23 protein-coding genes are annotated in these 22,800 nt (G+C 68.2%); 15 read left to right on the top strand and 8 right to left on the bottom strand.

Going from position 1 to position 22,800, the window contains the following annotated elements:
- Positions 1-162: 162 nt before the first annotated feature.
- Positions 163-2,016, top strand: a complete 1,854-nt coding sequence (locus tag OHB12_RS13640) for a PAS domain-containing protein (RefSeq protein ID WP_327119533.1) — start codon at positions 163-165, stop codon at positions 2,014-2,016.
- Positions 2,017-2,052: 36 nt separating this feature from the next.
- On the opposite strand, the gene OHB12_RS13635 is transcribed toward OHB12_RS13640, so the two are convergent.
- A complete protein-coding gene (locus OHB12_RS13635; protein WP_327119531.1) occupies positions 2,053-2,400 on the bottom strand; it encodes a DoxX family protein in 348 nt (115 codons plus the stop codon).
- 177 nt (positions 2,401-2,577) lie between these two features.
- Between OHB12_RS13635 and OHB12_RS13630 the strand changes: the two genes are divergently transcribed.
- The 5 genes from OHB12_RS13630 to OHB12_RS13610 all read left to right on the top strand — a co-directional run bounded on the left by OHB12_RS13630 (position 2,578) and on the right by OHB12_RS13610 (position 6,395).
- A complete protein-coding gene (locus tag OHB12_RS13630) occupies positions 2,578-2,751 on the top strand; it encodes a hypothetical protein (protein WP_327119529.1) in 174 nt (57 codons plus the stop codon).
- A gap of 87 nt (positions 2,752-2,838) precedes the next feature.
- Positions 2,839-3,549, top strand: coding sequence for a PIG-L deacetylase family protein (locus OHB12_RS13625; protein ID WP_327119527.1), 711 nt, complete (start codon positions 2,839-2,841; stop codon positions 3,547-3,549).
- Between the two features lie 176 nt (positions 3,550-3,725).
- On the top strand, positions 3,726-4,886 hold the full coding sequence (locus tag OHB12_RS13620; protein ID WP_327119526.1) for a glycosyltransferase: 1,161 nt from the start codon (positions 3,726-3,728) through the stop codon (positions 4,884-4,886).
- Between the two features lie 79 nt (positions 4,887-4,965).
- Positions 4,966-5,160, top strand: coding sequence for a DUF3046 domain-containing protein (locus OHB12_RS13615; protein ID WP_327119525.1), 195 nt, complete (start codon positions 4,966-4,968; stop codon positions 5,158-5,160).
- A complete protein-coding gene (locus OHB12_RS13610) occupies positions 5,157-6,395 on the top strand; it encodes a phosphotransferase (protein WP_327119523.1) in 1,239 nt (412 codons plus the stop codon). Before OHB12_RS13615 ends, OHB12_RS13610 begins: the two co-directional genes overlap by 4 nt.
- Before the next feature lie 150 nt (positions 6,396-6,545).
- Here OHB12_RS13610 and OHB12_RS13605 read toward each other — a convergent pair whose 3' ends face one another.
- Positions 6,546-7,955 (bottom strand): MFS transporter, encoded by a 1,410-nt coding sequence (locus tag OHB12_RS13605; protein WP_327119521.1) that lies wholly within the window; start codon positions 7,953-7,955, stop codon positions 6,546-6,548.
- Positions 7,956-8,053: 98 nt separating this feature from the next.
- Between OHB12_RS13605 and OHB12_RS13600 the strand changes: the two genes are divergently transcribed.
- The 3 genes from OHB12_RS13600 to recX all read left to right on the top strand — a co-directional run bounded on the left by OHB12_RS13600 (position 8,054) and on the right by recX (position 11,143).
- A complete protein-coding gene (locus tag OHB12_RS13600; protein ID WP_327119519.1) occupies positions 8,054-9,076 on the top strand; it encodes an Lrp/AsnC family transcriptional regulator in 1,023 nt (340 codons plus the stop codon).
- Between the two features lie 170 nt (positions 9,077-9,246).
- Positions 9,247-10,293, top strand: a complete 1,047-nt coding sequence (recA, locus tag OHB12_RS13595) for a recombinase RecA (protein ID WP_327119517.1) — start codon at positions 9,247-9,249, stop codon at positions 10,291-10,293.
- Positions 10,294-10,564: 271 nt separating this feature from the next.
- Positions 10,565-11,143 carry a recombination regulator RecX gene (gene recX, locus OHB12_RS13590; protein ID WP_442800090.1) on the top strand — a complete coding sequence of 193 codons (579 nt, stop codon included), beginning with the start codon at positions 10,565-10,567 and terminating at the stop codon, positions 11,141-11,143.
- 217 nt (positions 11,144-11,360) lie between these two features.
- Here recX and OHB12_RS13585 read toward each other — a convergent pair whose 3' ends face one another.
- The 5 genes from OHB12_RS13585 to OHB12_RS13565 all read right to left on the bottom strand — a co-directional run bounded on the left by OHB12_RS13585 (position 11,361) and on the right by OHB12_RS13565 (position 15,009).
- Positions 11,361-11,537: a hypothetical protein gene (locus OHB12_RS13585; protein WP_327119513.1), complete on the bottom strand. Its 177-nt coding sequence runs from the start codon at positions 11,535-11,537 to the stop codon at positions 11,361-11,363.
- Positions 11,534-12,436, bottom strand: coding sequence for an amino acid ABC transporter permease (locus OHB12_RS13580; RefSeq protein ID WP_327119511.1), 903 nt, complete (start codon positions 12,434-12,436; stop codon positions 11,534-11,536). Before OHB12_RS13580 ends, OHB12_RS13585 begins: the two co-directional genes overlap by 4 nt.
- Positions 12,437-12,515: 79 nt before the next feature.
- A complete protein-coding gene (locus OHB12_RS13575; protein WP_327119509.1) occupies positions 12,516-13,196 on the bottom strand; it encodes an amino acid ABC transporter permease in 681 nt (226 codons plus the stop codon).
- A gap of 108 nt (positions 13,197-13,304) precedes the next feature.
- A complete protein-coding gene (locus OHB12_RS13570; protein WP_327119507.1) occupies positions 13,305-14,141 on the bottom strand; it encodes a glutamate ABC transporter substrate-binding protein in 837 nt (278 codons plus the stop codon).
- A gap of 139 nt (positions 14,142-14,280) precedes the next feature.
- Positions 14,281-15,009, bottom strand: coding sequence for an amino acid ABC transporter ATP-binding protein (locus OHB12_RS13565; protein ID WP_327121090.1), 729 nt, complete (start codon positions 15,007-15,009; stop codon positions 14,281-14,283).
- Between the two features lie 252 nt (positions 15,010-15,261).
- Between OHB12_RS13565 and miaB the strand changes: the two genes are divergently transcribed.
- Together miaB and OHB12_RS13555 are read left to right on the top strand one after the other, a co-directional pair.
- Positions 15,262-16,815: a tRNA (N6-isopentenyl adenosine(37)-C2)-methylthiotransferase MiaB gene (miaB, locus tag OHB12_RS13560; protein WP_327119505.1), complete on the top strand. Its 1,554-nt coding sequence runs from the start codon at positions 15,262-15,264 to the stop codon at positions 16,813-16,815.
- A 167-nt stretch (positions 16,816-16,982) separates the two neighbouring features.
- Positions 16,983-17,567 (top strand): Rv2732c family membrane protein, encoded by a 585-nt coding sequence (locus OHB12_RS13555; protein ID WP_442800089.1) that lies wholly within the window; start codon positions 16,983-16,985, stop codon positions 17,565-17,567.
- Positions 17,568-17,630: 63 nt separating this feature from the next.
- Here OHB12_RS13555 and OHB12_RS13550 read toward each other — a convergent pair whose 3' ends face one another.
- On the bottom strand, positions 17,631-19,007 hold the full coding sequence (locus OHB12_RS13550; RefSeq protein WP_327119503.1) for a DUF349 domain-containing protein: 1,377 nt from the start codon (positions 19,005-19,007) through the stop codon (positions 17,631-17,633).
- Between the two features lie 230 nt (positions 19,008-19,237).
- Here OHB12_RS13550 and OHB12_RS13545 point away from each other — a divergent pair, with 230 nt between their 5' ends.
- The 4 genes from OHB12_RS13545 to dapF are packed head-to-tail and all read left to right on the top strand — an operon-like array spanning position 19,238 to position 22,674.
- Entirely contained in the window at positions 19,238-20,002 is a 765-nt protein-coding gene (locus tag OHB12_RS13545; RefSeq protein WP_327119501.1) for a hypothetical protein, read from the top strand.
- The gene (miaA, locus tag OHB12_RS13540; RefSeq protein ID WP_327119499.1) at positions 19,999-20,928 is read left to right on the top strand and encodes a tRNA (adenosine(37)-N6)-dimethylallyltransferase MiaA; all 930 of its coding nucleotides are present in this window, start codon (positions 19,999-20,001) and stop codon (positions 20,926-20,928) included. Before OHB12_RS13545 ends, miaA begins: the two co-directional genes overlap by 4 nt.
- Positions 20,925-21,761, top strand: coding sequence for a TrmH family RNA methyltransferase (locus tag OHB12_RS13535; protein ID WP_327119498.1), 837 nt, complete (start codon positions 20,925-20,927; stop codon positions 21,759-21,761). The genes miaA and OHB12_RS13535 overlap by 4 nt, the downstream gene beginning before the upstream one ends.
- 31 nt (positions 21,762-21,792) lie before the next feature.
- The gene (gene dapF, locus OHB12_RS13530) at positions 21,793-22,674 is read left to right on the top strand and encodes a diaminopimelate epimerase (protein WP_327121085.1); all 882 of its coding nucleotides are present in this window, start codon (positions 21,793-21,795) and stop codon (positions 22,672-22,674) included.
- The last annotated feature ends 126 nt before the right edge of the window (positions 22,675-22,800 follow it).

The raw sequence follows: 22,800 nt of genomic DNA, 5'->3' as shown, positions 1-22,800 counted from the left end.
TGCTTAGCTTGCTCATCTCGTTGACGCCCGCCGAAAATCGATGTGACTTTCCAGGTGATACAGAAGCGGTCACGGCAACCTGGCTCGGCATGGCTGCCGGGCGGCGTTTTCGCGGGCCGGACCTCCGATCGAGGGCTGAGTCCACAAACGATGTTGGCCCGTTTGCTGTGGCTTTTGATTCGCCCTGCCACCCCGTCCGTTGTGCTGGGAATCGCGGTGGGGGTGTCGTTCATCGTGGCCGAGACCCTTGTCGTATTTTTGCTCAACGAAATTACCGGCGAGACCGGCTTCGGCGTGCTCTACCTGCTCGGCGTCTTGGTGGTCTCCACGATGTGGAGGTTCGGGCTGGCGGCGACGATATCGGTGGCCAGTGCTATCGCCTTCGCCTACCTCCGTAACTGGCCGGAAACTCCGGTCCAGCCGTTCGATCCCCGGATCTTGCTGTACATCGCCGTTTTCCTGGTCGTCGCGTTGGGGGCCAGTACCCTTGCCGGCCTGGCGCGAGAGGGAGAACGATTCTTCAACCTCTCATCGGACCTATTGGCCATCACCGGCCCGGACTACGTGATCCGGGTTAATCCCGCCTTCGAGCGCATACTCGGGTATTCGAGCAAGGAATTGCAGGCGCGGCCGTACCTCGATTTGGTCGTTCCCGAGGATCGGGATCGCGTGCTTGCGGCGCTACAGAAACTTCCCGACAGCAATGCGGCGGTGCGTTTGGAGAACCGGGTCATCTGCGGCGACGGCTCGCACCGGTGGATCGACTGGAGCGTCGTGCTTCATCAGGGCCGGTCTTACGCGGTGGGCCGCGATGTCACCGATCGCAGACGCGAGCAGGACGAATTGCATCAGGCGCAGCGCATGGTCGAGGCAAGCCGCGACCGGCTCGGTGTGCTCGCTGAACTGCAGGCCGCGTTGCGGCGGGTGGCGACCCTGGTCGCGCGTGGAGCGAGTCCCTCGGAGGTCTTCGCTGCGGTGACCGCCGAATTGGCGCGCGGCCTGGATGTGGCGAACGCGGGTTTGCTCCGCTATGAGGCCGACGGCACAGGGTATGTGGTCGCTGTACAGTACGAGCCGGAAATAACGCAGCTACCCGTCACCGGCGAGCACATTTCGTTGGCGGGCGACGACGTCGGCGCGATCGTGTTACGCACCGGCCGCGCCGCCAGGATCGACAACCACGAAAACACCACCGGGCCGGAAGCCGAACGCATCCGTGCCGAGGGCATTGGCTCGATCGTCGGAGTCCCGATTGTTGTCGACGGCCGCGTATGGGGTGCGGCTATCGTCGGCTCACGGCGCCCTGAGCCGATGCCGCCGGACAGCGAGGCGCGCATCGCCGACTTCGCCGATCTCGTCGCGACCGCGATCGCCAACGCCGCAACGCGCGCCGAACTCATCGCCTCACGCGCCCGCGTCGTCGCGGCGGCAGACGACGCCCGCCGCCATCTGGAACGCGACCTGCACGACGGCGTCCAGCAGCGGCTGGTCTCGCTCGGGTTGCAGGCGCGGCTGGCAGAGGCGTCGGTGCCGCCCCACCTGGATGACCTCAAAAGCCATCTGGAGGGCGTCGTTTCGGGTTTGACGGGAGTCTCAGCGGATCTGCAGGAGACCTCACGCGGGATTCATCCCGCGATCCTGTCCAAGGGTGGGCTCGGTCCCGCGCTGAAGACAGTGGCCCGCCGCTGCACCGTCCCCGTCACCCTTGACCTCGCTATCGACCGTCGCTTGCCTGACTCGGTCGAAGTCGGCGCCTATTACATCGTGGCCGAGACGCTGACCAACACCGCCAAACATGCCCGCGCGAGCCAGGCGACCGTGTGCGCACAGTCCAAGGACGACAACCTCTATCTGTCGATCCGCGATGACGGAATCGGGGGCGCTGACCTCGGCAAAGGGTCAGGTCTGATCGGGCTCAAAGACCGGGTCGAGGCCCTCGGCGGCCGCATGCTGTTGACAAGCCCCGTCGGAAGCGGGACGTCACTGGACGTCACGATCCCGCTCGACAGCCTATGAGCACTCCACCAGCGGTTCGACTCCCCACGAGAAGACTCAGGCAATAGCGGTGAGGGCCAACGTCGCCGCGACGAAGGCGAAGACGACCACGTCCATGGTCACCGCCGAGATGGTGTCGCGAACACGGAGCCGGGCCACGATCGCTCCTACCATCAGGGCAGCCAGGCCGACGATCGCGGCCGTCCCCAACGGTCGGAAGTAGATACCGATGCCCGCGCCAAGGGCTCCTGCCATCTCCAGCGCGCCTGTCAGGCGCCACAGAGCAGGGGAGATGCGCAGATGATCGCGGATCTCGAGCGATTGTCGCAGGCCGACGAGCTTCACCGCGCCGGTGAGGAGAAAGAGCAGTCCGACGGCGAGGGTGAGGACTGTGGTCAGGTTCATGTGACTCCTGCCGGTTCGAGTGGTCTGGTGACTCTACGAGGTTCTGAACGGCTGTCGCGCGCCCGCCGTGTCAGGGTGAACCCTGATCTTCACCCGGATATCCCGTCTCGCCTGCTGATTCGTATTCGTCCAGGTGTCATGCTCGAAGAGGAAACACAGACTTCTGGGAGGCACGACATGTTGTGGAAGATCATCGGTATCGTCGCGGTCGTCTGGATCGCGCTGGTCGTGATCGGTGCGCTGATCAAGGGGCTGTTCCCGATCCTGGTGATCAGCGCGATCGTGTTCGGGTTGTACCTGTTGTACAAGGCGGTATCGGGCTCGGGCAACTCCACGGTGAGCAAGCTGTAGCGCGACCACGCCGTCACGGGCCGTGCGCCGTCCGATCCGGACGCCGCGCGGCCCGTCGCTGTGTCGGCAGTGCTTGAATGGGTTCTCGTGCAGCATGTTCCTGAAGACTGGCAGCGCGGCCTGGTGATCGTCGCGCATCCCGACGATATCGAATACGGTGCCGCCGCGGCGGTCGCGCGCTGGACCGGGCAGGGCAAGGACATTCGCTATGTGCTGGTGACCAGCGGGGAGGCGGGGATCGCCGGGCTGGCGCCTGTCGAATCGGGTCCGCTGCGCGAGGCCGAGGAGATCGCGGCGGCCGAGCTGGTCGGCGTGCGGGAGGTGGAGTTCCTCGGCTACCCGGACGGTCGGGTGCGGGAGAGCCTGGAACTGCGCCGCGATCTGGCCGCCGCGATCCGTCGACACCAGCCGGAGATGGTGGTGTTGTTCCACTTCGGTGACACCTGGGCGCCGGGCTATGCCAACAGCGCCGATCACCGGGCCGTCGGCCGTGCTGCCCTGGACGCCATCGCGGACGCGGGCAACGAATGGATCTTCCCCGAGCTCGCCGACCAGAAGCCATGGTCGGCTCGGTGGGCGGCCGTCGTCGGTCCCACCGCCACGCATGCCGTTGACGTCACGGACACCATCGACCAGGCCGCCGCCTCGCTCGCCGCGCATCGTCGCTACCTGGAGGTCCTCAGCCCGGAGCCGATCGCCGACCAGGTGCGTGCGGTGGTCGACATGGCGACCGGACCCAAGGACGGTTTCCCCGCCGAGCGCGCCATCGGCGTCGAACTTTTCTACTTCGGCGGCTGATCCCGCGGGAGACGTCGAAGCGCGGACGGTGCGGATGGTTACACCTGGCTGTCGGACCCCGACCGGCGGTAGCGCCGGAATCCTGCGCGTCTCGGCGATCCGGAGTCGCGACAAGCAGGTGACCACGTGTGACGTGGGTGCGATCCGACCGCGGGCCGGTGTGGCAGGCTAGGCGAATGCGAGTAGCCGTCGTCGCGGGGCCCGATCCCGGGCATGCTTTTCCTGCTATCGCGTTGTGCTTGCGGTTCTTGGCGGCCGGTGACGAGCCGGTCCTGTTCACCGGCCCGCGCTGGTTCGACGCGGCACTCGGGGCCGGGATCGGCGTGCGCAGACTCAAGGGTCTGGCGCCGCGACCGATGGACGACGACGCCGACGCGGGGCAGCGCATCCACGAGCGGGCCGCGCACATCTCCACCGAGATTCTGCCCGACCTGAGCGCCATGCTGCCCGAGCTGGTGGTCTCCGATGTGCTGACCGCCGGCGGCGGGATGGCCGCGGAACGGCTCGGTGTGCCATGGGTGGAGCTGTCACCACATCCGCTGTATCTGCCGTCGAAGGCGTTGCCGCCCATCGGAAGCGGGCTCGCTCCCGGCGCGGGCCTGAGCGGGCGTGTGCGCGACGGTGTGCTGCGGACCATGACCTCGCGCGCGATCCGTCACGGGCGACTCCAGCGCGAGCAGGCACGCGAGAGCGTCGGTCTCCCCGCCGCCGACCCCGGCCCCGCCGCTCGCCTGATCGCCACTCTGCCCGCCCTCGAGGTACCGCGCCCCGATTGGCCGGAATCCGCGCACGTCATCGGTCCGCTGCTGTGGGAGCCGACCGACACGATCCTCGACCTTCCGGCCGGCGACGGGCCGCTGGTGATGGTCGCCCCCTCGACCGCCCACACCGGCGTCGCGGGCATGGTCGAGACCGTGCTGGCGGCCCTCGACGGAACCGGTGTCCGGGTGGCGATCTCGATGCTGGACACTCCGCCCGCCGACCTGCCTCCGTGGGTCGGCGCGGGTCTCGGCCGCCAGGACGAGTTGCTCACCCACGCCTCCGTGGTCGTCGGAGGCGGCGGCCACGGTCTGCTCGCCAAATCCCTTTCCGCGGGCGTCCCGATCGTCACCGTTCCCGGCGGCGGCGACCAGTGGGAACTCGCCAATCGCGCTGCCCGCCAAGGAAGTTCGATCCTCGTCCGCCCGCTGTCACCCGATGCCCTCCGCGCCGCGGTCCAGGAGATCCTGACCGACCCGCGTTACTCCGCCGCGGCCGCCGAAGCGGCCGCCACCGCGACCGCTCTCGAGGACCCCGTCGCCCTCTGCCACCACACCCTCCACCCCGTCCAAACCTGACGAATGGCATATGGCCGCGGCGAAACGCCCGAGAAGCCCTCTCCATGGTGTGCCCCTCGCCGGGAGTATCTTGGGCACGGTGCGGTTGACCGAGTTCCAGGAACTGTTGCACACCGAGTTCGGTGTGGCGCGGGGTGACGCCCTGCTGACCGATCACGTGGTCCCCGCGCTCGGGGGACGCACCGGAGCCGCCGCCATCGAGGCCGGGGTGGATCCGCGCGACGTGTGGCGCGCGCTGTGCGCGGAGTTCGATGTGCCGCGGGCGCACTGGTGAGCGCCACCGGGCAGGTCGATCAGGGCGGGCCGCTCTACCGGTTCGACGAGCGGCGTCGGATGATCCCGCTTGATCCGGAGCGCTTGGCCGCCCGGGTGGTGGACGCCCATCCCGTCGACTTCGCGGGTTTCCGGCAAACCGGCATCGAACTGATGCTCCTCGGCCGCTACGACGAGGCGCTCGACCACCTCGATCGTGCGCTGGAGCTGGTGGACACCGAGCAGCGTCGAATCACCGTGTGGATCAATCTGGGCGACGTCTACCGGTATCGAGGCGCCGCTGTCACGGCCGAGAGGCTCTATCGCCGCGCCGTCGAGCACGCGCGTGCGTCCGCGCCGGAGGTGCTCTCCTTCGCCGTCCAGCACCTGGGTAAGGCGTTGGCCGAGCGGAACCAGCTGCGCGAAGCGCATACACTGCTGGCGGAGGCGATGCAACTGCGCGCCGCAGAAGGCGACCCCGAGGAGATCGAATCCACCCGCGCCGCCTTGGACACGCTCGGTGAGCTGCCGATACCGTTGCCGCCCACGGTCATCGCGCTCCTCGGCGAGGCGCCCACCTGGTCGGACGATCATGAGGGCATGAGCGGTGGTGTCGTGCTCGTCGACGGCGCCTACTGGCTGAAGCGCGGTCCGAAGGCGGTCGCCGAGCACGAACGCCTGAACTGGTTGCGGGACCGCGGGATTCGCCTGCCGGAGGTGGCGGCATTCGAGGACGACGTGCTGGTCGTCGCCGACGCGGGTGCGCCGAGCCTGGCCGCGAGGGACAGCTCCGAAGAGCCTGCCTCGATCGGCACCGTCATGGGCTCGATCCTGCGGCGGCTGCACGGCATTCCGATCGATGAGTGCCCATTCGACGGCCGCCTGGACGTCGTCTTGGCGCAGGCGCGCCGCCAAGTGATCGAAGGTCTCGTCGATGCCGACGATTTCGACGAGGACAACCAGGGCTCGAGCCCGGCGGACCTGCTGGCGCGGCTGCTGACCGAACGTCCGGACCACGAGGATCTGGTGGTGGCGCACGGTGATTTCACCCCGGCCAATGTGCTGGAGGGCGAGATCCTCCTCGATGTCGCCGGGCTCGGCGTGGCCGATCGGTACCGGGATCTGGCGATTGCCGTGCGCGATCTGCGCGAGGACTTCGGCGAGCCGGCGGTGACGGCCTTCTTCGCGGCCTACGGCTCGATCGAGCCGGACCCCCTCCGCCTCGCGTACTACCGGCTGCTCGACGAATTGTTCTGACAGCGCGTCTGGGAACTCCGTGGGGAGCCTGTGACGCCGTTGTTCTCGGACGTCCGATGCCCAAAACTGTTGAGGTGTGGTCACCGGTTCCCGCGTCGTCCATGCGAAATGGTGACCTCCTCGACGGGAGGTCACCACTTCGCGAGACAGTCAGGCGGCGACGGCTTCCGGCTCGGCTCCGGCCGGTTCGACATCCGCCCGCTGCCAATGGAACAGTCCGAACGCGATCAGTCCGAACACGACGCCCACCGTCGCCGCGACGCCGAACGCCGCGTCGAGCCCGTCGACGAAGTGCGGCAACGTCATCGGCTGGCCGGCGGTGGCCACGCCACGGAACACGGTGCCGAGCACCGCGACGCCGAGGGCAAGCCCCAGCTGCCGCGCGGTGTTCACCGCGCCCGCGGCGGTGCCGCCCTGCCGTGGCGGCACGGCCGCCATGCCGACCGACACCAAGGCGGGCGCGTTCACGCCGATCCCGACACCGATCACCACGAATCCGGGAACCAGTGCGACCCAGGAGGACCCGGTGCCGGTCAGGGTGAGCAGTCCGGTGCCGAGCCCGACCACGACCAGCCCCGCGCCGATGGTCCACTTCGGCGCGGTGTCGTGCAGCAGTCGTCCGAACGCACCGGCCACCAGGAACGCGGTCGCGGCCATCGGCAGCATCGCCAGTCCCGCGTGCAGCGGCGACATGTGCAACTGTTGCTGCAGCCACAGCGAGATCAGGGGTGTGCTCGCGAATGCGGCGAAAGTCTGCCCGAAAGCGCCGAACAGGGTCGCGCCGAAGTCGCGGTTGCGCAGCAGCGCGAGCGGAAACATCGGCGCGGCGCCGCGGGATTCGACGAGACCGAAGGCCAGCGTCGCGACGGCGCCGAGCGCGAGTGCGGTCAGCGCGGCAGTGTCGGTCCAGCCGTGCTCGCCGCCGCGGATGACGCCGTAGGTGACCGCCGTCGCCGCGGTGGCGAAGGCCAGCATGCCCGGCACATCCACCGACCGGTCCGCCCTGCGTTCCGACGGCGGGAACACGGTGGCGGTCAACGCGATGGCCAGCACCGCGATCGGCAAGTTGACGAAGAAGATCCACCGCCATGACAGCGCCTCGGTGAGCACGCCGCCCAGCACCACCCCGATACCCGCCGCCGCGCCGGACACCGCGCCCCAGGTGCCGAAGGCGATGCCGCGGTCGCGACCGGTGTAGGTCGCGTGCAGCAGCGAGAGCGTGGTGGCGAACATGGCCGCGCCGCCGACGCCCTGCAGCGCCCGCGCCGCAATGAGATTCGCCGCGGACTCGGCGGCACCGCAGCCCAGCGACGCGACCGCGAAAACGGTGAGTCCGGCCAGGTAGGCGCGCTTCGCGCCGACCCGGTCGGCCAGTGATCCGAGCACAAGCAACAGCGCGGCCAGCGCGAGGGCATAGCCGTCCACGACCCACTGCAACCCGGACAGCCCGGCATTCAGATCGATGGCGATATCGGGCAGCGCAACGTTCACGATGGTGACGTCGATGAGCAGCATGAGCGTGCCGAGACACGCGGCGAACAGGGGGAGCCATTTTCTCACGAGAGCCTCCATGGCGGATTCGAACGATATCGACGCCAAGCGTGCGGTAATCGAACGTATCCCCCTAGCTGTAGCGGCATTGGCGTTAGATTCCTCCTATGCCTGACGACAGCCCGATGGAATCCTCTGTAATGGATGTGCTGGACAAACAGATCGTGCACGCGCTGGTGCACGATGCCCGGATTCCGTTCGCCAAGCTGGGCGGCATTCTCGAGACCTCCGAGCAGACGGTGGCGCGGCGCTATCGCTCACTGCGGCAGCGCGGGATCCTGCACGTTTCGGGACAGGTGAACGCGGTGCCGCTCGGGCACGCGAGATGGGTGCTGCGGCTGAAGTCGACGCCGGACAAGGCATTGCGCCTGGCCGAGTCGCTGGCCAGGTTCCCGGATCTGAGCTGGGTCACATTGCTGTCCACCGGTTCCGAGGTGACCTGCGTCAGCAGGCCGCGCTCGGTCGAAAGGCGGGATGCGCTGCTGCTGCACACCCTGCCGCGTGCTCCGCAGGTGCTCGAGCTGACCGCGCACGAGGTGATGCACCGGTTCCCGCCCGACGAGGAGTGGCCGCGCTACCGGCACCTGTTCACCGCCGAACAGCTCGAGGAGTTGGGGCCCCACCGGTCTCGCCCCGCGAGCGCGGGACCGGACGTGCTGGTGGACCTGTCCGCGGCGGACGAGGCGATGCTCGCGTTACTCGGGCGGGACGGGCGCGCGCCATATGCCCAGCTCGCGGCCGAAACCGGGTGGACGGCACCGCGAGTCGCGCGGCGCATGGCCGAGTTGGTGGCGGCGGGCGTGCTGTACTTCGACCTCGACTTCGCGATCGAGCGGATGGGCTACGGCGTGCGCGGGGCGCTGTGGCTGCGGGTGCGCCCCTCCGATCTGGACGCGGTGGGGCGGGCGATGACGACGCATCCCGAGATCGTGTTCGTCGCCGCCACCACGGGTCCGTCCAATCTGATGGCGTCGATCATCTGCCGCGACACCGCCCACCTCTACCGGTATGTCACCGAGCGGCTCGGTGCGCTGGACGGGATCACCGGCCTCGAGGTGACGCCCTCGCTGCGCGTGCTCAAACAGGCGCAGACGCTGCTGGACAGCGATCGGATCGCGCTGGTTCGGTGATCGCGCGAAGTTTGCCGAGAACGGCGAAGTCCGTTCGCGCATTGCCGGGCGCGTCGCTTGACTCGAACACCTGTTCGTCTAATCTTGACGGCAGAACTTGTCGGTGCCGCCCTCTACTGTAGGCGCCAACCACAGAACGAGACCTACCCGTCGAAAAGGGGATCAGGACCATGGCACCACAGGCGTACGACCGCGACAAGGCGCTCGAGCTCGCACTGGCCCAGGTGGAGAAGAGCTTCGGCAAGGGCGCGGTCATGCGCCTCGGCGAGGAAGCCCGCCAGCCCATTTCGGTGATCCCCACCGGCTCCATCGCGCTGGACGTAGCGCTGGGCATCGGTGGCCTGCCGCGCGGCCGCATCGTCGAGATCTACGGTCCGGAAGCCTCGGGTAAGACTACTGTCGCGTTGCACGCGGTGGCCAACGCGCAGGCCGCGGGCGGTGTGGCGGCGTTCATCGACGCCGAGCACGCGCTCGATCCGGATTACGCCCGCAAGCTCGGCGTCGACACCGACGCGCTGCTTGTCTCCCAGCCCGACACCGGTGAGCAGGCTCTGGAGATCGCCGACATGCTGGTTCGCTCCGGCGCCATCGACATCATCGTCATCGACTCGGTGGCCGCGCTGGTGCCGCGCGCCGAGATCGAGGGCGAGATGGGCGACAGCCACGTCGGTCTGCAGGCCCGCCTGATGAGCCAGGCGCTGCGCAAGATGACCAGTGCGCTGAACAACTCCGGCACCACCGCGATCTTCATCAACCAGCTGCGCGAGAAGATCGGCGTGATGTTCGGCTCGCCGGAAACCACCACGGGTGGTAAGGCGCTGAAGTTCTACGCGTCGGTGCGCCTGGACGTGCGTCGCATCGAGACGCTCAAGGACGGCAGCGACGCGGTCGGCAACCGCACCCGCGTGAAGGTCGTGAAGAACAAGGTCTCGCCGCCGTTCAAGCAGGCCGAGTTCGACATCCTCTACGGGCACGGCATCTCCAAGGAGGGGTCGCTCATCGATATGGGTGTCGAACAGGGCTTCATTCGCAAGTCCGGCTCCTGGTACACCTACGAGGGCGACCAGCTCGGCCAGGGCAAGGAGAACGCCCGCAAGTTCTTGCTGGAGAACATCGACGTGCGCGACGAGGTCGAGAAGAAGATCAAGGAGAAGCTCGGCATCGGCGCCGACGTGACCGCGGAGCAGGCCGCGGCTGAGGTGCCCGCCGATTTCTGAGCCGATGGGCGGCCGGCGTTCGCCCGGACCGCGTCGGGCCGCGCCCGAGGGGTCGTGGTCCGACGCGGTGCACGAGATGCGGCGCCGGTTGGACGAACTCCTGTCCACCTCCGGCCGGTCAGCCGACTCCCGGCCCGGTGGACAGGAACCTGAACGAGTCCGGAGGGCCGAAGGTGGTTCGGCTCGGCCGGACACCATGGAAACCCGGTCGAGCGCGTCCGATCCGCAGCGTGCGCGTTCGGCCGGGTCCCGGCATGAGCGCCGAAACGCGATGTTGCGCACCGACTCCCAGCCAGCCAGCCGCGAGCGGTCCGACGGCCGAGGGGCGGATCCGGCGACCGGATCCGGTGGCGGGACGGTCGAGCAGGCGAAGAACGCGTGCCTTCGCTTGCTCGCCGCCCGCGCCCGCAGCCGCGCCGAGCTCGTCCAGCACCTGACGGCCAGGGGGTACTCACCCGAGGTGAGTGATCGTGCGCTCGATCGCCTCACCGAAGTGGGTCTCATCGATGACGCTGCGTTCGCCGAACAATGGGTGCACTCCCGCCACACCTTCGCCAGCAAAGGCAAGCAGGCGCTCGCTCTGGAACTCCGCCGCAAGGGCGTCGCGCAATCGGATGTCGCGCCCGCCCTGGCCGCCATCACCGACGACGACGAGGAATCCCGCGCCGCCGACCTGGTCCGCCGCAAACTACGCTCCCTGCCCCGAGACCTGGATCGCGACAAGATGATCCGCCGCCTCGTCGGCATGCTGGCCCGCCGCGGCTACGGTCAGTCCATGGCTTACCGTGTGGTCAAAGCCGAGCTGGCCGGCCATGGCGCCGAGGACGAACTCATCGATCCCATCGACTGAACCGTCGGCGGCGATTCCCCCCGGATGCTGAGTGCCCATGATCCGGGTTCAGATCACAAACGGGTAGCTGCGACGTCGGCACACCGGGCACGAGCTTCGAATCTCGATGCTGTGCCCTACCGGAATCTCGGGCGGCTGCGGCGTTTTCGATCGGTTTGCTGTACCCGCCGGGCCACCGGCGAGATCACTTACTCGCCGGATCCGAGCCCCGAAATACTCAGTGGCACAGAATTTTTCCGTGCCGATGCCGCGCCGGCTGGCCGAGTTCGCTCTTGGGCCGATCCGGCATCATGCGGTACCCGAGCATGGTCGCGCCCGCGTCCCCGGTCGGCTCGGGATCGAAAGCCGGTGCGCTGGAACCGATCACCTCATCCAGCGCGCACCAGATACTCACGACTTCTTCCCGATGTCGACGCCGGGCGCCGCGTCGGTGATGATGGAGTCCGCGGCCACCACGGCCGCGCCACCCTTGCCGCGTTTGCGTGCCCGCAGCCGCCGCTCCAGCTTGGTCGCCACCAGGGTCAGCGCACTGTTGAGGGCGATCATGATAACCGCGATGATCATCAGCGCCGGGATGGTGTTCTGTTCGGCCGCGCCGAGCTGCTGGCCCGAGCGCACGATCTCGACGTAGGTGATCTGGTAACCGAGCGCCGAGTCCTTCAGTGCGACGACCATCTGCGAGATCAGCGCAGGCAGCATCGCGGTGATCGCCTGCGGCAGCAGGATCAACCGCATCAGCTGGCCCTTGCGCATGCCGAGCGCGACGGCCGCCTCGGTCTGCCCCTTCGGCAGTGACCGGATGCCCGCGCGCACGATCTCGGCGATGACCGAACCGTTGTAGATGGTCAGCGCGGTGACAACGGCGGCAAGCGCGAGATCGTCGGACTTGAAGACCTTGTAGTCGGAGAACACCGCGAACAGGAAGATCATCAGGATCAGCACCGGGATCGCGCGCGCCAACTCGACGATCGCGCCCGCGATCCAGCGCACTCCCCGGTGCTCCGACAGCCGAAGTATGCCGAAGACCATGCCGATGACCAGCGCGAACACGATCGAAAGCAGCGCAGCGACGATGGTGCCCCGCACACCGGGCAGCAGGTAGGTCGACCAGACCTCGGTATCCAGGAAGGGCTTCCACTTCTCAGTGGTGAACTGCCCCTTGTCGGCGAAGCCGCGGTAGAGCACCCAGCCCGCCGCGAGCACCGCGACGACGACCAGGACCGAAAAGATGTTGTTGCGTAGCCGTGCCTTCGGGCCAGGGGCGTCGAACAGGACCGAAGGGGCTGCGGTCATGCCTGCGCCTCGCTGACGCTCGGCTCCGTCATGACCGAGCGATGCTCGGCTGTGCTTGTTGTTCGCTCGCTGCGCTCGCTCATCGGGCCACCTCGTATCGCTTGGCCAGCCAGCCGAAGAACAGGCCGGTCGGCAGGGTCAGGATCACGAAGCCGAGCGCGAAGATCGCGCCGATAGCCAGCACCGCGGCCTCGGTCTCATTCATCTCCGCCATCAGGGTCGCGGCTTCGGCGACGCCGATGGCCGAGGCGATGGTGGAGTTCTTGGTCAGCGCGATCAGCACGCTGCCCAGCGGGGCGATGACCGAGCGAAACGCCTGCGGCAGCACGATGAGCCGCAGATTCTGCACAAAGCCGAAGCCGAGCGAGCGGCCCGCCTCGGACTGGCCCATCGGCACGGTGTTGATGCCCGACCGCAGCGACTCGCAGACGAACGCGGCGGTATAGATGCTCAGGCCGATAACGGCGAAGCGGAAGTTGTTCTGCGCCACCGAATCCGGCCCCTCACCCGCGAGCCGCCAGCCCATCGTGGTGTAGAGGCCCAGCGACATGAACACGATGATCAGCGTGAGCGGGGTGTTGCGGAAGATGGTGACGTAGGCGGTACCGACCCACCGCGCGACCGGCACGGGGGAAACGCGCAGGCCGGCGACGATCGTGCCGAGGATCAGCGCGCCGAGCGCCGAAAGCACGGTCAGTTCGATAGTCACCCAGAAGGCTTCGAGGATTTTGGTGTCATACCTCGAGATCAGGTCGAACACGGCGGACGCGTCCCTCCGATCGGGTCTCGATGGTCAGGGGAAGTGCGGCGGGAGGCCCGGCCCGGGTGGGGCCGGGCCACCCGGGCTCGGGTGAAGACGGAGGGGAGCTCAGTACCGGTTCACCGTCGGCGGCTGTGGCGGCTGGTAGCCGGAGGCGCCGACCGTCGTATCGAACGCCTTCTTCCATGACCCGTCGGCGATCATCGCCTCGATCGCGTCGTTGACCTGGTTGCGGAGTTCCTTGTCGCCCTTCTTCAGGCCGATGCCGTAATTCTCCGTAGTGAACGGCGTGCCGACCACTTTGAACGCACCAGTGCTCTGCGCGGCGTAGCCCGCCAGAATGATGTCGTCGGTCGTCACCGCGTCCCACGAACCCGCGCGTAGTCCTTCGAGGCACAGCGAGTAGGTGTCGTTGGCCTGCAGCTGGGTGTCGGGGAAGTTCTTCTGGATGTTCTGGGCGGGGGTGGAGCCCTTCACCGAGCAGACCTTCTTGCCCTTCAAACTGTCGGGGCCGGTGATGTCGGTGTTGTCGGCGCGCACCAGCAGCGACTGTCCCGCGATGTAGTACGGACCGGCGAAATCGACCTTCTCCTTGCGCTGGTCGTTGATCGAGTAGGTGGCGACGATGTAGTCGACCTGGCCGTTCTCGATCAGCGTCTCGCGCTGGCTGGAGGGGGATTCCTTCCAGGTGATGTTCTCGGGCTGCACGCCGAGCTTGCCTGCCACGTACTTGGCGACCTCGACGTCGAAGCCGCTGTAGGAGCCGTCCTTGTTGCGCAGTCCGAGGCCAGGCTGGTCGAACTTGATGCCAATGGTGAGCTTGCCGTCCTTGGCGTGGTCCAGGGCGGATTTGTCGTCGCCGCCGCCACACGCGGTGGCGGTCGCGGCCGCGAGTGTCAGGGCGATCGCCCCGATACCGAGTCGCAGGGCACGGTTGATCCTCATCGAGTTCCTTCTCCCTCTAGTGGGTCTATCTATCCGGCAGTTCGGTCTATCTATCCGGCAGTTCGGTCTATCTATCCGGCAGTTCGGTCTTGCTGTTCGGCAGTTCGGTGTTGCTTGTTCGGTGTTGCTGTTCGGTAGTTCAGTGGCTCAATATCTTGCCGAGGAAGTCCCTGGCGCGGTCGGACTTCGGGGCGGTGAAGAAGGCGTCCGGCGTCGCGTCCTCCACCACCAGGCCGTCGGCCATGAACAGCACCCGATTCCCGGCACGGCGGGCGAAGCCCATCTCGTGGGTGACCACCAGCATGGTCATCCCCTCCTTGGCCAGCGACACCATCACCTCGAGCACCTCGTTGACCATCTCCGGGTCCAGTGCGGAGGTCGGCTCGTCGAACAGCATCACCTTGGGATTCATCGCCAGCGCGCGGGCGATGGCGACGCGCTGCTGCTGCCCGCCGGACAGCTGGGCCGGGTACTTGTCCGCCTGATTGGCGATGCCGACCCGGTCGAGCAATTCCATGGCACGGGTGCGCGCGTCAGCCTTCTTGACTTTGCGGACCTTGATCGGCGCGAGCATGACGTTCTCCACGATCGTCTTGTGCGCGAACAAGTTGAACGACTGGAACACCATGCCGACGTCCGCGCGCAGCGCGGCCAGCGCGCGGCCCTCGGCCGGCAGCGGGACACCGTCGATGGCGATGTCACCGGAGTCGATCGGTTCCAGTCGGTTGATGGTGCGGCACAGCGTCGATTTTCCGGAACCCGAGGGGCCCAGAACGATGACGACCTGTCCTTTGGGGACCTCGAGGTTGATGTCCCTGAGTACGTGCAGGTCGCCGAAATGTTTGTCCACGCTGCGCATCGAGATCATCGGCGGCGCGCTGGTGGCGGCGCTGACGTCCCCGGTCGAAGCGTTCCCGGTCGTGTCGGGCGCGGCGGCGTCGTCGGTCATGGTCAATGACCTTAAGCGGATTCTGGAAATTTGCCCGGGTTTCCGCGACACGCCGTCACGCCACGCCGAATCGACATGTGGCCGTAATCTCGATTTCCGTACCCTGAGCTGCCCCGGGGCCTGCGCCGATGCCCGCGAAACTCGCCGGACGCGGCCCCGTACCCTGGACGGGTGGATTCGATCGGACAGGCAGTGTTGTCTCCGGCGCCCGTCGAGGGCACAGCACGCAGCTACGAGGTCCGTACCTTCGGTTGCCAGATGAACGTGCACGATTCCGAACGCTTATCGGGGTTGCTGGAGGACGCGGGATACGTGAAGGCCGCGCCCGGCGCGACGGCCGATCTCGTCGTCTTCAACACCTGTGCGGTGCGCGAGAACGCCGACAACAAGCTTTATGGCACCCTGGGGCATCTGGCGCCGATCAAGGCGGACCGCCCTGGCATGCAGATCGCCGTCGGCGGCTGCCTGGCCCAGAAGGACCGCGATGTCGTGGTGCGCAAGGCGCCCTGGGTGGATGTGGTGTTCGGCACGCACAACATCGGCTCGCTGCCGGTACTGCTGGAGCGGGCGCGGCACAACCAGGAAGCCCAGGTGGAGATCCTGGAGTCGCTGGAGGCGTTCCCGTCCACGCTGCCTGCCAAGCGCGAATCCACCTACGCGGGCTGGGTGTCGATCTCGGTCGGCTGTAACAACACCTGCACCTTCTGCATCGTGCCTTCGCTGCGCGGCAAGGAGGTCGACCGTCGCCCCGGCGACGTGCTCGCCGAGGTGCAGGCGCTGGTCGATCAGGGCGTGCTCGAGGTGACGCTGCTCGGGCAGAACGTGAACTCCTACGGCGCCTCGTTCGCCGACCCGAGCGAGGCACGCGACCGTGGCGCGTTCGCCAAACTGCTGCGCGCGTGCGGGACCATCGACGGTCTGGAGCGGGTCCGATTCACCTCGCCGCACCCGGCGGAGTTCACCGATGACGTGATCGAAGCGATGGCCGAGACCCGGAACATCTGCCCGCAGCTGCACATGCCGTTGCAATCCGGCTCGGACCGGGTGCTCAAAGCCATGCGTCGCTCCTACCGCAAGGCCCGCTACCTGGGGATCATCGACAAGGTGCGTGCCGCGATGCCGCACGCGGCGATCACCACCGACATCATCGTCGGCTTCCCCGGCGAAACCGAGGAGGACTTCCAGGAGACCCTGGACGTGGTCCGGGAGGCGCGCTTCACCAGCGCGTACACCTTCCAGTACTCCAAGCGGCCAGGCACACCCGCCGCCGATATGCCCGGTCAGGTGCCCAAGGCCGTCGTGCAGGAACGTTACGACCGGCTGATCGCGCTGCAGGAGGAGACCTCCCTGGCAGCGAACCAAGCGCTGGTCGGTACCGAGGTCGAGCTTCTTGTCGCAGCGGGGGCGGGCAAGAAGAACGCCGCGACAGCCAGGATGAGCGGGCGCGCCCGCGACGGGAGGCTGGTGCACTTCCGGCCCGGTGGCACCGCCGATCCGATCCGCCCCGGCGACCTCGTCACCGTCGACATCACCGATGCCGCTCCGCACCACCTGATCGCCGACGCCGCGATCAAGACCCACCGCCGCACCCGCGCCGGCGACGCGCACGAGCGCGGCGTCACCCCGAAGACCGAGCCCATCGGCGTCGGTCTCGGCCTGCCCCGCGTCGGCGCACCGTCGCCGGAACCGGCGGCCACGGGCTGCTCGACCGGTTGCGGCGGATGAGCACCGGGCCGGACAAGAACGGCGACATGCCCCGCGGCGCCGCGGGATCTGATTCCGCATCCGGCGACGAGCGGAGCACGTCCGCGGGAACCCCGGGGCCGGGCGGGACGACCAATCCAGCGAATGGTCAAGCGACCGGCGACGCGAACGACAAACGAAACCAGGACTTGGTGAACTCGGTGGAGAGCACAAGCGACTTCGAACAGTTCCGCGACGATCTCGATGCGGTGGAGCGGCGGATCGCCGGCGAGATCGACCCCGGCGTGCGCGCCATGGTGGTGGCGGGTGCGGTGTTCCTGTTGCTGCTGTCGCTGGTTCTGCCGCATGCGGGCGCGGCACGTGGATTCGACGTGCTGCTGGGTACCGACGCGGCGCGGATCGAGCACATCGGGCTGCCGTCCCGCGTCTTCGTGTGGTTCCTCGTCGTCTTCGGCATCGGCTTCTCGACGCTGGCGCTGATGACCCGCCGCTGGGTGCTGGCCTGGATCGCGGTCGCGGGCAGCGCGGTCGCGAGCGCGTTCGGCATCTTCTCGATCTGGCACCGCCAGACCCCAGGCCTGGGCAACTACCACGGCGCAGGCCCCGGCTTCGGGCTGATCCTCGGGACCATCGTCGCGATCGTGCTCACCTTCCACTGGGTGCGTGTGGTGTGGAGCCGCACCGCGGTGCACCTGGCGGCCGAAGAACAGCGCCGTAGCGCAGCCGCGGCCGCGGAGGAGCGCGACCGCCGTCGCCGTTCCGGCGAATCCTGACACGACGCGATCAGACGACAGTGGCCCCTCCCGCTCGGGAGGGGCCACTGTCGTCTTCGGCGGTCAGCGGTTGCTCACGGCACCTTCGGCGGCCTCGGCCCATTCGCGCCACTGCTTGGCCTGCTCCAGCGCTTTCTCCGCGTCTCGATTGTTGCCCGCGGCCTGCGCCTTGGCGGCCTGCTCCTCGAATTGCGCGACCCGTTCACGGAACTGGGCCGCGCGGGCCATCGCCTCCGGGTCGGTGCGCCGCCACTGCGCGTCGACAGCGTCGCGGACGCGCTTCTCGATAGCGCGCAGCTTGCCTTCCAGTTCCTGCATGCGCTCGCGCGGCACCTTGCCGACGGCATCCCACCTCTCCTGCAGCTCGCGCAGCGCGGTGCGGGCGCTGTCCAGGTCGGCGGACGGGTCGATGCGGCCGTAGGCGCGCAGCAGCTCCTCTTTGGCCGTCGCGTTCTGTTCGAACTCGGCGTCGCGCTCGGAGACGGCGGTGTTGCGAGCGGCGAAGAACACATCCTGCGCGCTCTTGAAGCGCCGCCACAGTACTTCGTCGGCCTCGCGAGGGGCGCGACCGGCGGCCTTCCATTCGACGAGCAGGTCACGGAAGACGCCCGCGGTGCCCACCCAGTCGGTGGAGCCGGACAGTTCCTCGGCCTGCGCGCACAGCTCCTCCTTGCGGGATTTCGCGGTCGCGCGTTCGCGATCCAGCTCGGCGAAGTGTGCGCCGCGGCGGCGGTTGAACGCCTCGCGCGCCTTGGAGTATCGCTTCCACAGCGCGTCGTCGACTTTGCGGTCTACGCCGCGGATGGACTTCCACTCGTCGAGGATCTCGCGCAACCGATCGCCTGCTGCCTTCCACTGGGTGGACTCGGCGGCGATCCTCTCCGCCTCGGCCGCCAGCGTCTCCTTGCGTTCGGTGTGCTCGTGGCGGGCGCGCTCCTTCTCCTCCTTGGCGTGCGCGGCCGCCTCCTCGGAGTGCTCGGCGATGGCCTGCAAACGCTTGGCGAGCCCGTCGATGTCGCCGATGACGGCGGCGGTCGGCAGCGATTCGGCCAGCGCGACGGCGGCGGCCTTGGTCTTGCGTGCGTCCGCGCCCGCGGCCAGCCTCGCCTCCAGCAGAGCGACCTCGGTGGCCAGGTCGTCGAACCGGCGGCCGAAGTGGGCGAGGCCTTCGGCGGCGTCACCCGCCTGCCAGGAGCCGACCTGGTGTTCGCCTTCAGCGGTCTTCACCCACGCGGTGCCGTCCTCGTCGACCCGGCCCCACCTGCTGGGATCTGAGACGGTGGGCACGATGACGGGATGCGGATGCTGCTGGGCGGGGCCCGGGGCGGGTTTGACCGCGTGCGGCTTGGGGGGTTGAATCGAGCCGCCGGGTTTCGGGGCACCGGAAGTGCGCGGCATCTTGCCCGGGCCGGCTTTCGCGGTTCCGTTGCTGTCGGTCATTTCTCCTCGTCCCTGCCGCGCGTCACGGCTGCCTGGTTACGCCCTAGCTCATTCCATTGAACCCGGTCCGAGCTCTTGTGACCATCGATCCACGCCTAAATCCGGGGGATTGCAACCCCTGATGACCTGGGTTGTAGCTCCTCGAACACTATCAATCTCGGCGGTGTTTCCGGCAGAGACACTCGAAGCCGGAAAGTACCCGTGGTCTCGGCAACGACTACGGTTACGACGTGTTCTCCATCGCCGCCTTGGTTCCTTCGCCGCCGATCCTGGTGCCCGAGCTGTGCGGCGGCGTGGCGGACGCGGAGGGAACCGACCAACCCGATCCGCGCGCCGTGCTGCGCGCCGCGGTGCTGGACGCGGTGAATGTCCTTGCGGCCGTGACGGGCAGGTGGACGGTGCTCGGTGCGGGCGCCGGGAACGGTGTGCTCGGTCCGGAAACGGTCGGCACATTCCGCGGGTTCGGCGTCGACGTGCGGGTCGGACTCTCCGCCGCCGCGCTCACCGGCCCGGCAAGGGCCGATCCCCGGCTTCCGCTGCCCGCGCTGGTCGCCGGGTGGTTGCGTGGGCGGGTCGCGCCCGAGGCGGTCGCCGAGGCGCACATCCTGTCGGCGGACGCGCGACCTGATCGCTGCGCCGAACTGGGGGCGAAGCTGCGAGCCGAGCTGGACGCCGACGAGGCGCCGCGGGGCGTGCTCGTGGTCGCCGACGGCGCGGCAACCCTGTCTACCAAGGCGCCCGGCTACCTCGACGAACGGGCCGAAGCGGTGCAAAACGAACTCGATCGCGCCCTGACGGCGGGCGACCGCGCCGGAATCCACGCGCTCGACCCGGCGCTGTGCGCCGAACTAGGCCTCTCCGGCCGCCCGGCCTACCAAATGCTGGCCGGGCTGTTCCACGCCGATCCGGTGGTCGAGACGCGCTACCGCGACGCGCCGTTCGGCGTCGGCTACCACGTGAGCCTCTGGCGGCCCTCGGGAGAGGACGTCCCGTGACCGGCGCGGGCATCTGTCCGATCGCGGTCGTCGGCCCGACCGCCACCGGCAAATCCGACCTCGCCCTCGACCTCGCCGAACAGCTCAGCGGCGAGATCGTGAACATCGACGCGATGCAGCTCTACCGCGGCATGGACGTCGGCACCGCGAAGCTGTCCGTCGCGCACCGTCGCGGCATCCCGCACCACCAGCTCGACGTGTTGGAGGTGACCGATACCGCGACTGTCGCCGCCTATCAGGTCGCGGCGAGCGCCGACGTCGCCGCGATCATGGACCGAGGACGGGTGCCGATCATCGTCGGCGGCTCGATGATGTACGTCCAGGCGCTGCTGGACCAGTGGGATTTCCCGGCCACCGATCCGGCCGTGCGGGCGCGCTGGGAGGCGGTGCTCGCCGACGGCGGCGTCGCGTCGGTACACGCGGCGCTGCGGAAGGCCGATCCGGTGGCCGCGGCCACCATCCTGCCTACCGACGGCCGCCGCATGGTGCGCGCGCTCGAGGTCGTCGAGCTCACCGGTCGTCCGTTCGCCGCGTCGGCGCCACGGATCGGACAGCCTCGGTGGGGTACCGTCATCGTCGGCGTCGATCGCGACACCGCGGTCCTGGATGCGCGCATCGAGCAGCGCACCGCCCTGATGTTCGCGGGCGGACTCGTCGAGGAGGTGCGCGGCCTGATCGAGCGCGGCCTCCGCGACGGCGTCACAGCCCGGCGCGCTATCGGCTACGCACAAGTCCTGTCCTATCTGGACAACGAATACGACCTGGGCCACGCGCGGGAACGCACTCTGATCGGCACGCGCCGTTACGTCCGCAGGCAGCGCTCGTGGTTCCGGCGAGATGCCCGGGTGCGCTGGGTGGACGGCGCGGCCCCCGATCTGTTGGCGACGATACTCGCCCTGCTCGATGAGAAAGAACGGACGAATTGACCCGACGTGTGAGCACTCGCAACGCCTCGGTCCAGGTGTGGCAGGCATATCTGAACAACCGGACCAAGCGCCACCGCGACGGCCGGTTCCTGGTGCAGGGGGTTCGGCCGATCACCCAGGCCGTCGCCAACGACTGGCCGCTGGAGACGTTGCTCTACCGCCTCGGCGCGCCCGACCTGTCCAGCTGGGCGCGCGAGCTCTTGGACACCAGCGGCGTGCCGCAGGTCGGCCTGGTGCCGGAGCTGATGGCCGAACTCGGCGAAAAGTCCAGCGGTATACCGGAACTGGTGGCCGTCGCGGTGTCCAGGCAGGCGGAACTGGCGACCTTCGAGCCGGGTGAGCCGGGGGAGGACGCACCGGTGGTCGTGGTGTTCGACCGCCCCAACTCGCCCGGCAATCTCGGCACGCTGATCCGGTCGGCCGACGCCTTCGGTGCGAGCGGCGTCATCGTCACCGGACACGGCGCCGATCAGTACGACCCGCAGACTGTGCGCGCGTCGACGGGTTCGCTGTTCGCCGTACCGGTGATTCGTGCCGCCGGACCTGCCCAGGTGCTCGAGTTCCGCGACCGGCAGGTGCTCCGCGGCATTCCGACGCGGATTGTCGGCACCGACGAGAAGGGGCCGCGCGCTGCCTACGATCACGATTTCACCGAGGCGACGATCCTCGTCGTCGGCAACGAGGCCAGCGGGATGAGCGCTGCCTGGCAGCAGACCTGCGACGACATGGTGCACATCCCGATGGGCGGCACCGCAAGCTCGCTGGGCGCGCCGTCGGCGGCGGCGGTGGCTCTCTACGAAATTTCCCGGCAGCGCCGGACGTTTGCCAAGTGACGACAAGAGGGAGACATCGCACGTGCCGGACATCGAGTTCACCAAAGGGCACGGCACCGAGAACGACTTCGTGGTGCTGCCCGACCAACAGGTGGGTCTTGCCCTGACCCCCGAGCGGGTCAGCGCGCTGTGCGATCGCAGGCGTGGGATCGGTGCGGACGGCGTGCTTCGGGTCGCCAGGGCTGGTGCGCTGCGGGCCGCCGGTGTGCTCGATGAGATCCCGGAAGGTGTGGGCGCCGACGACTGGTTCATGGACTACCGCAATGCCGACGGCTCGATCGCCGAGATGTGCGGCAACGGCGTGCGCGTGTTCGCCCACTATCTGGCGGCGTCGGGACTGGAGACCCGTGACCGCTACGTCGTCGGCAGCCGCGCCGGGGCGCGTCCGGTCACCGTGCACGCCGGGGACCTGGTCACCGGCGATGTCACCGTCGGTATGGGGCAGGTGCGCGAACTGGGCGAATCGACCGCGACTATCGCAGGCTGGGCGATGGCGGGGATCGGCATCGATGTGGGCAACCCGCATCTGGCGTGCGTCGATACCGGACTGTCGTCGGAAGCCCTCGGCAAGCTCGATCTGACCGTGCCACCCGGCTTCGATCCCGACCTTTTCCCGCACGGCGTGAACGTCGAGATCGTCACCGCGCTGGACGCCGATCGCTCGGTCGACATGCGGGTGTACGAGCGTGGCGTCGGCGAAACACGCTCGTGCGGAACGGGAACCGTCGCCGCGGCCGCCGCTGCGCTGGCTGCCGAAGGCTTCCGGATCGCCGAGGACACCGGCCGCGTGACCGTCCGCGTGCCGGGCGGCGGGGTGACCGTCGGACTGGAGAACGGCACGGCGTGGCTACGCGGACCTTCTGTTCTGGTGGCCACCGGCCGACTCGCCTTCTCCTGGTGGGACAACATGTGAGCCGCGCGGGTCCGCAAATAACCGAGTGAACCTATCGCTGTTTCGTGGCAGCATGGACGGTGTATGAGGAAATCAGAGACGTACCAATTCACCCCGGCGGCCGCGAGCGAAGGCACCGCCGAGAAC

Source organism: Nocardia sp. NBC_01730 (genome assembly GCF_035920445.1).
In the GTDB taxonomy this organism is placed as follows: domain Bacteria; phylum Actinomycetota; class Actinomycetes; order Mycobacteriales; family Mycobacteriaceae; genus Nocardia.
The sequence above is the reverse complement of the archived record's forward strand: the minus strand, read 5'-3'. Positions and strand labels throughout refer to the sequence as shown.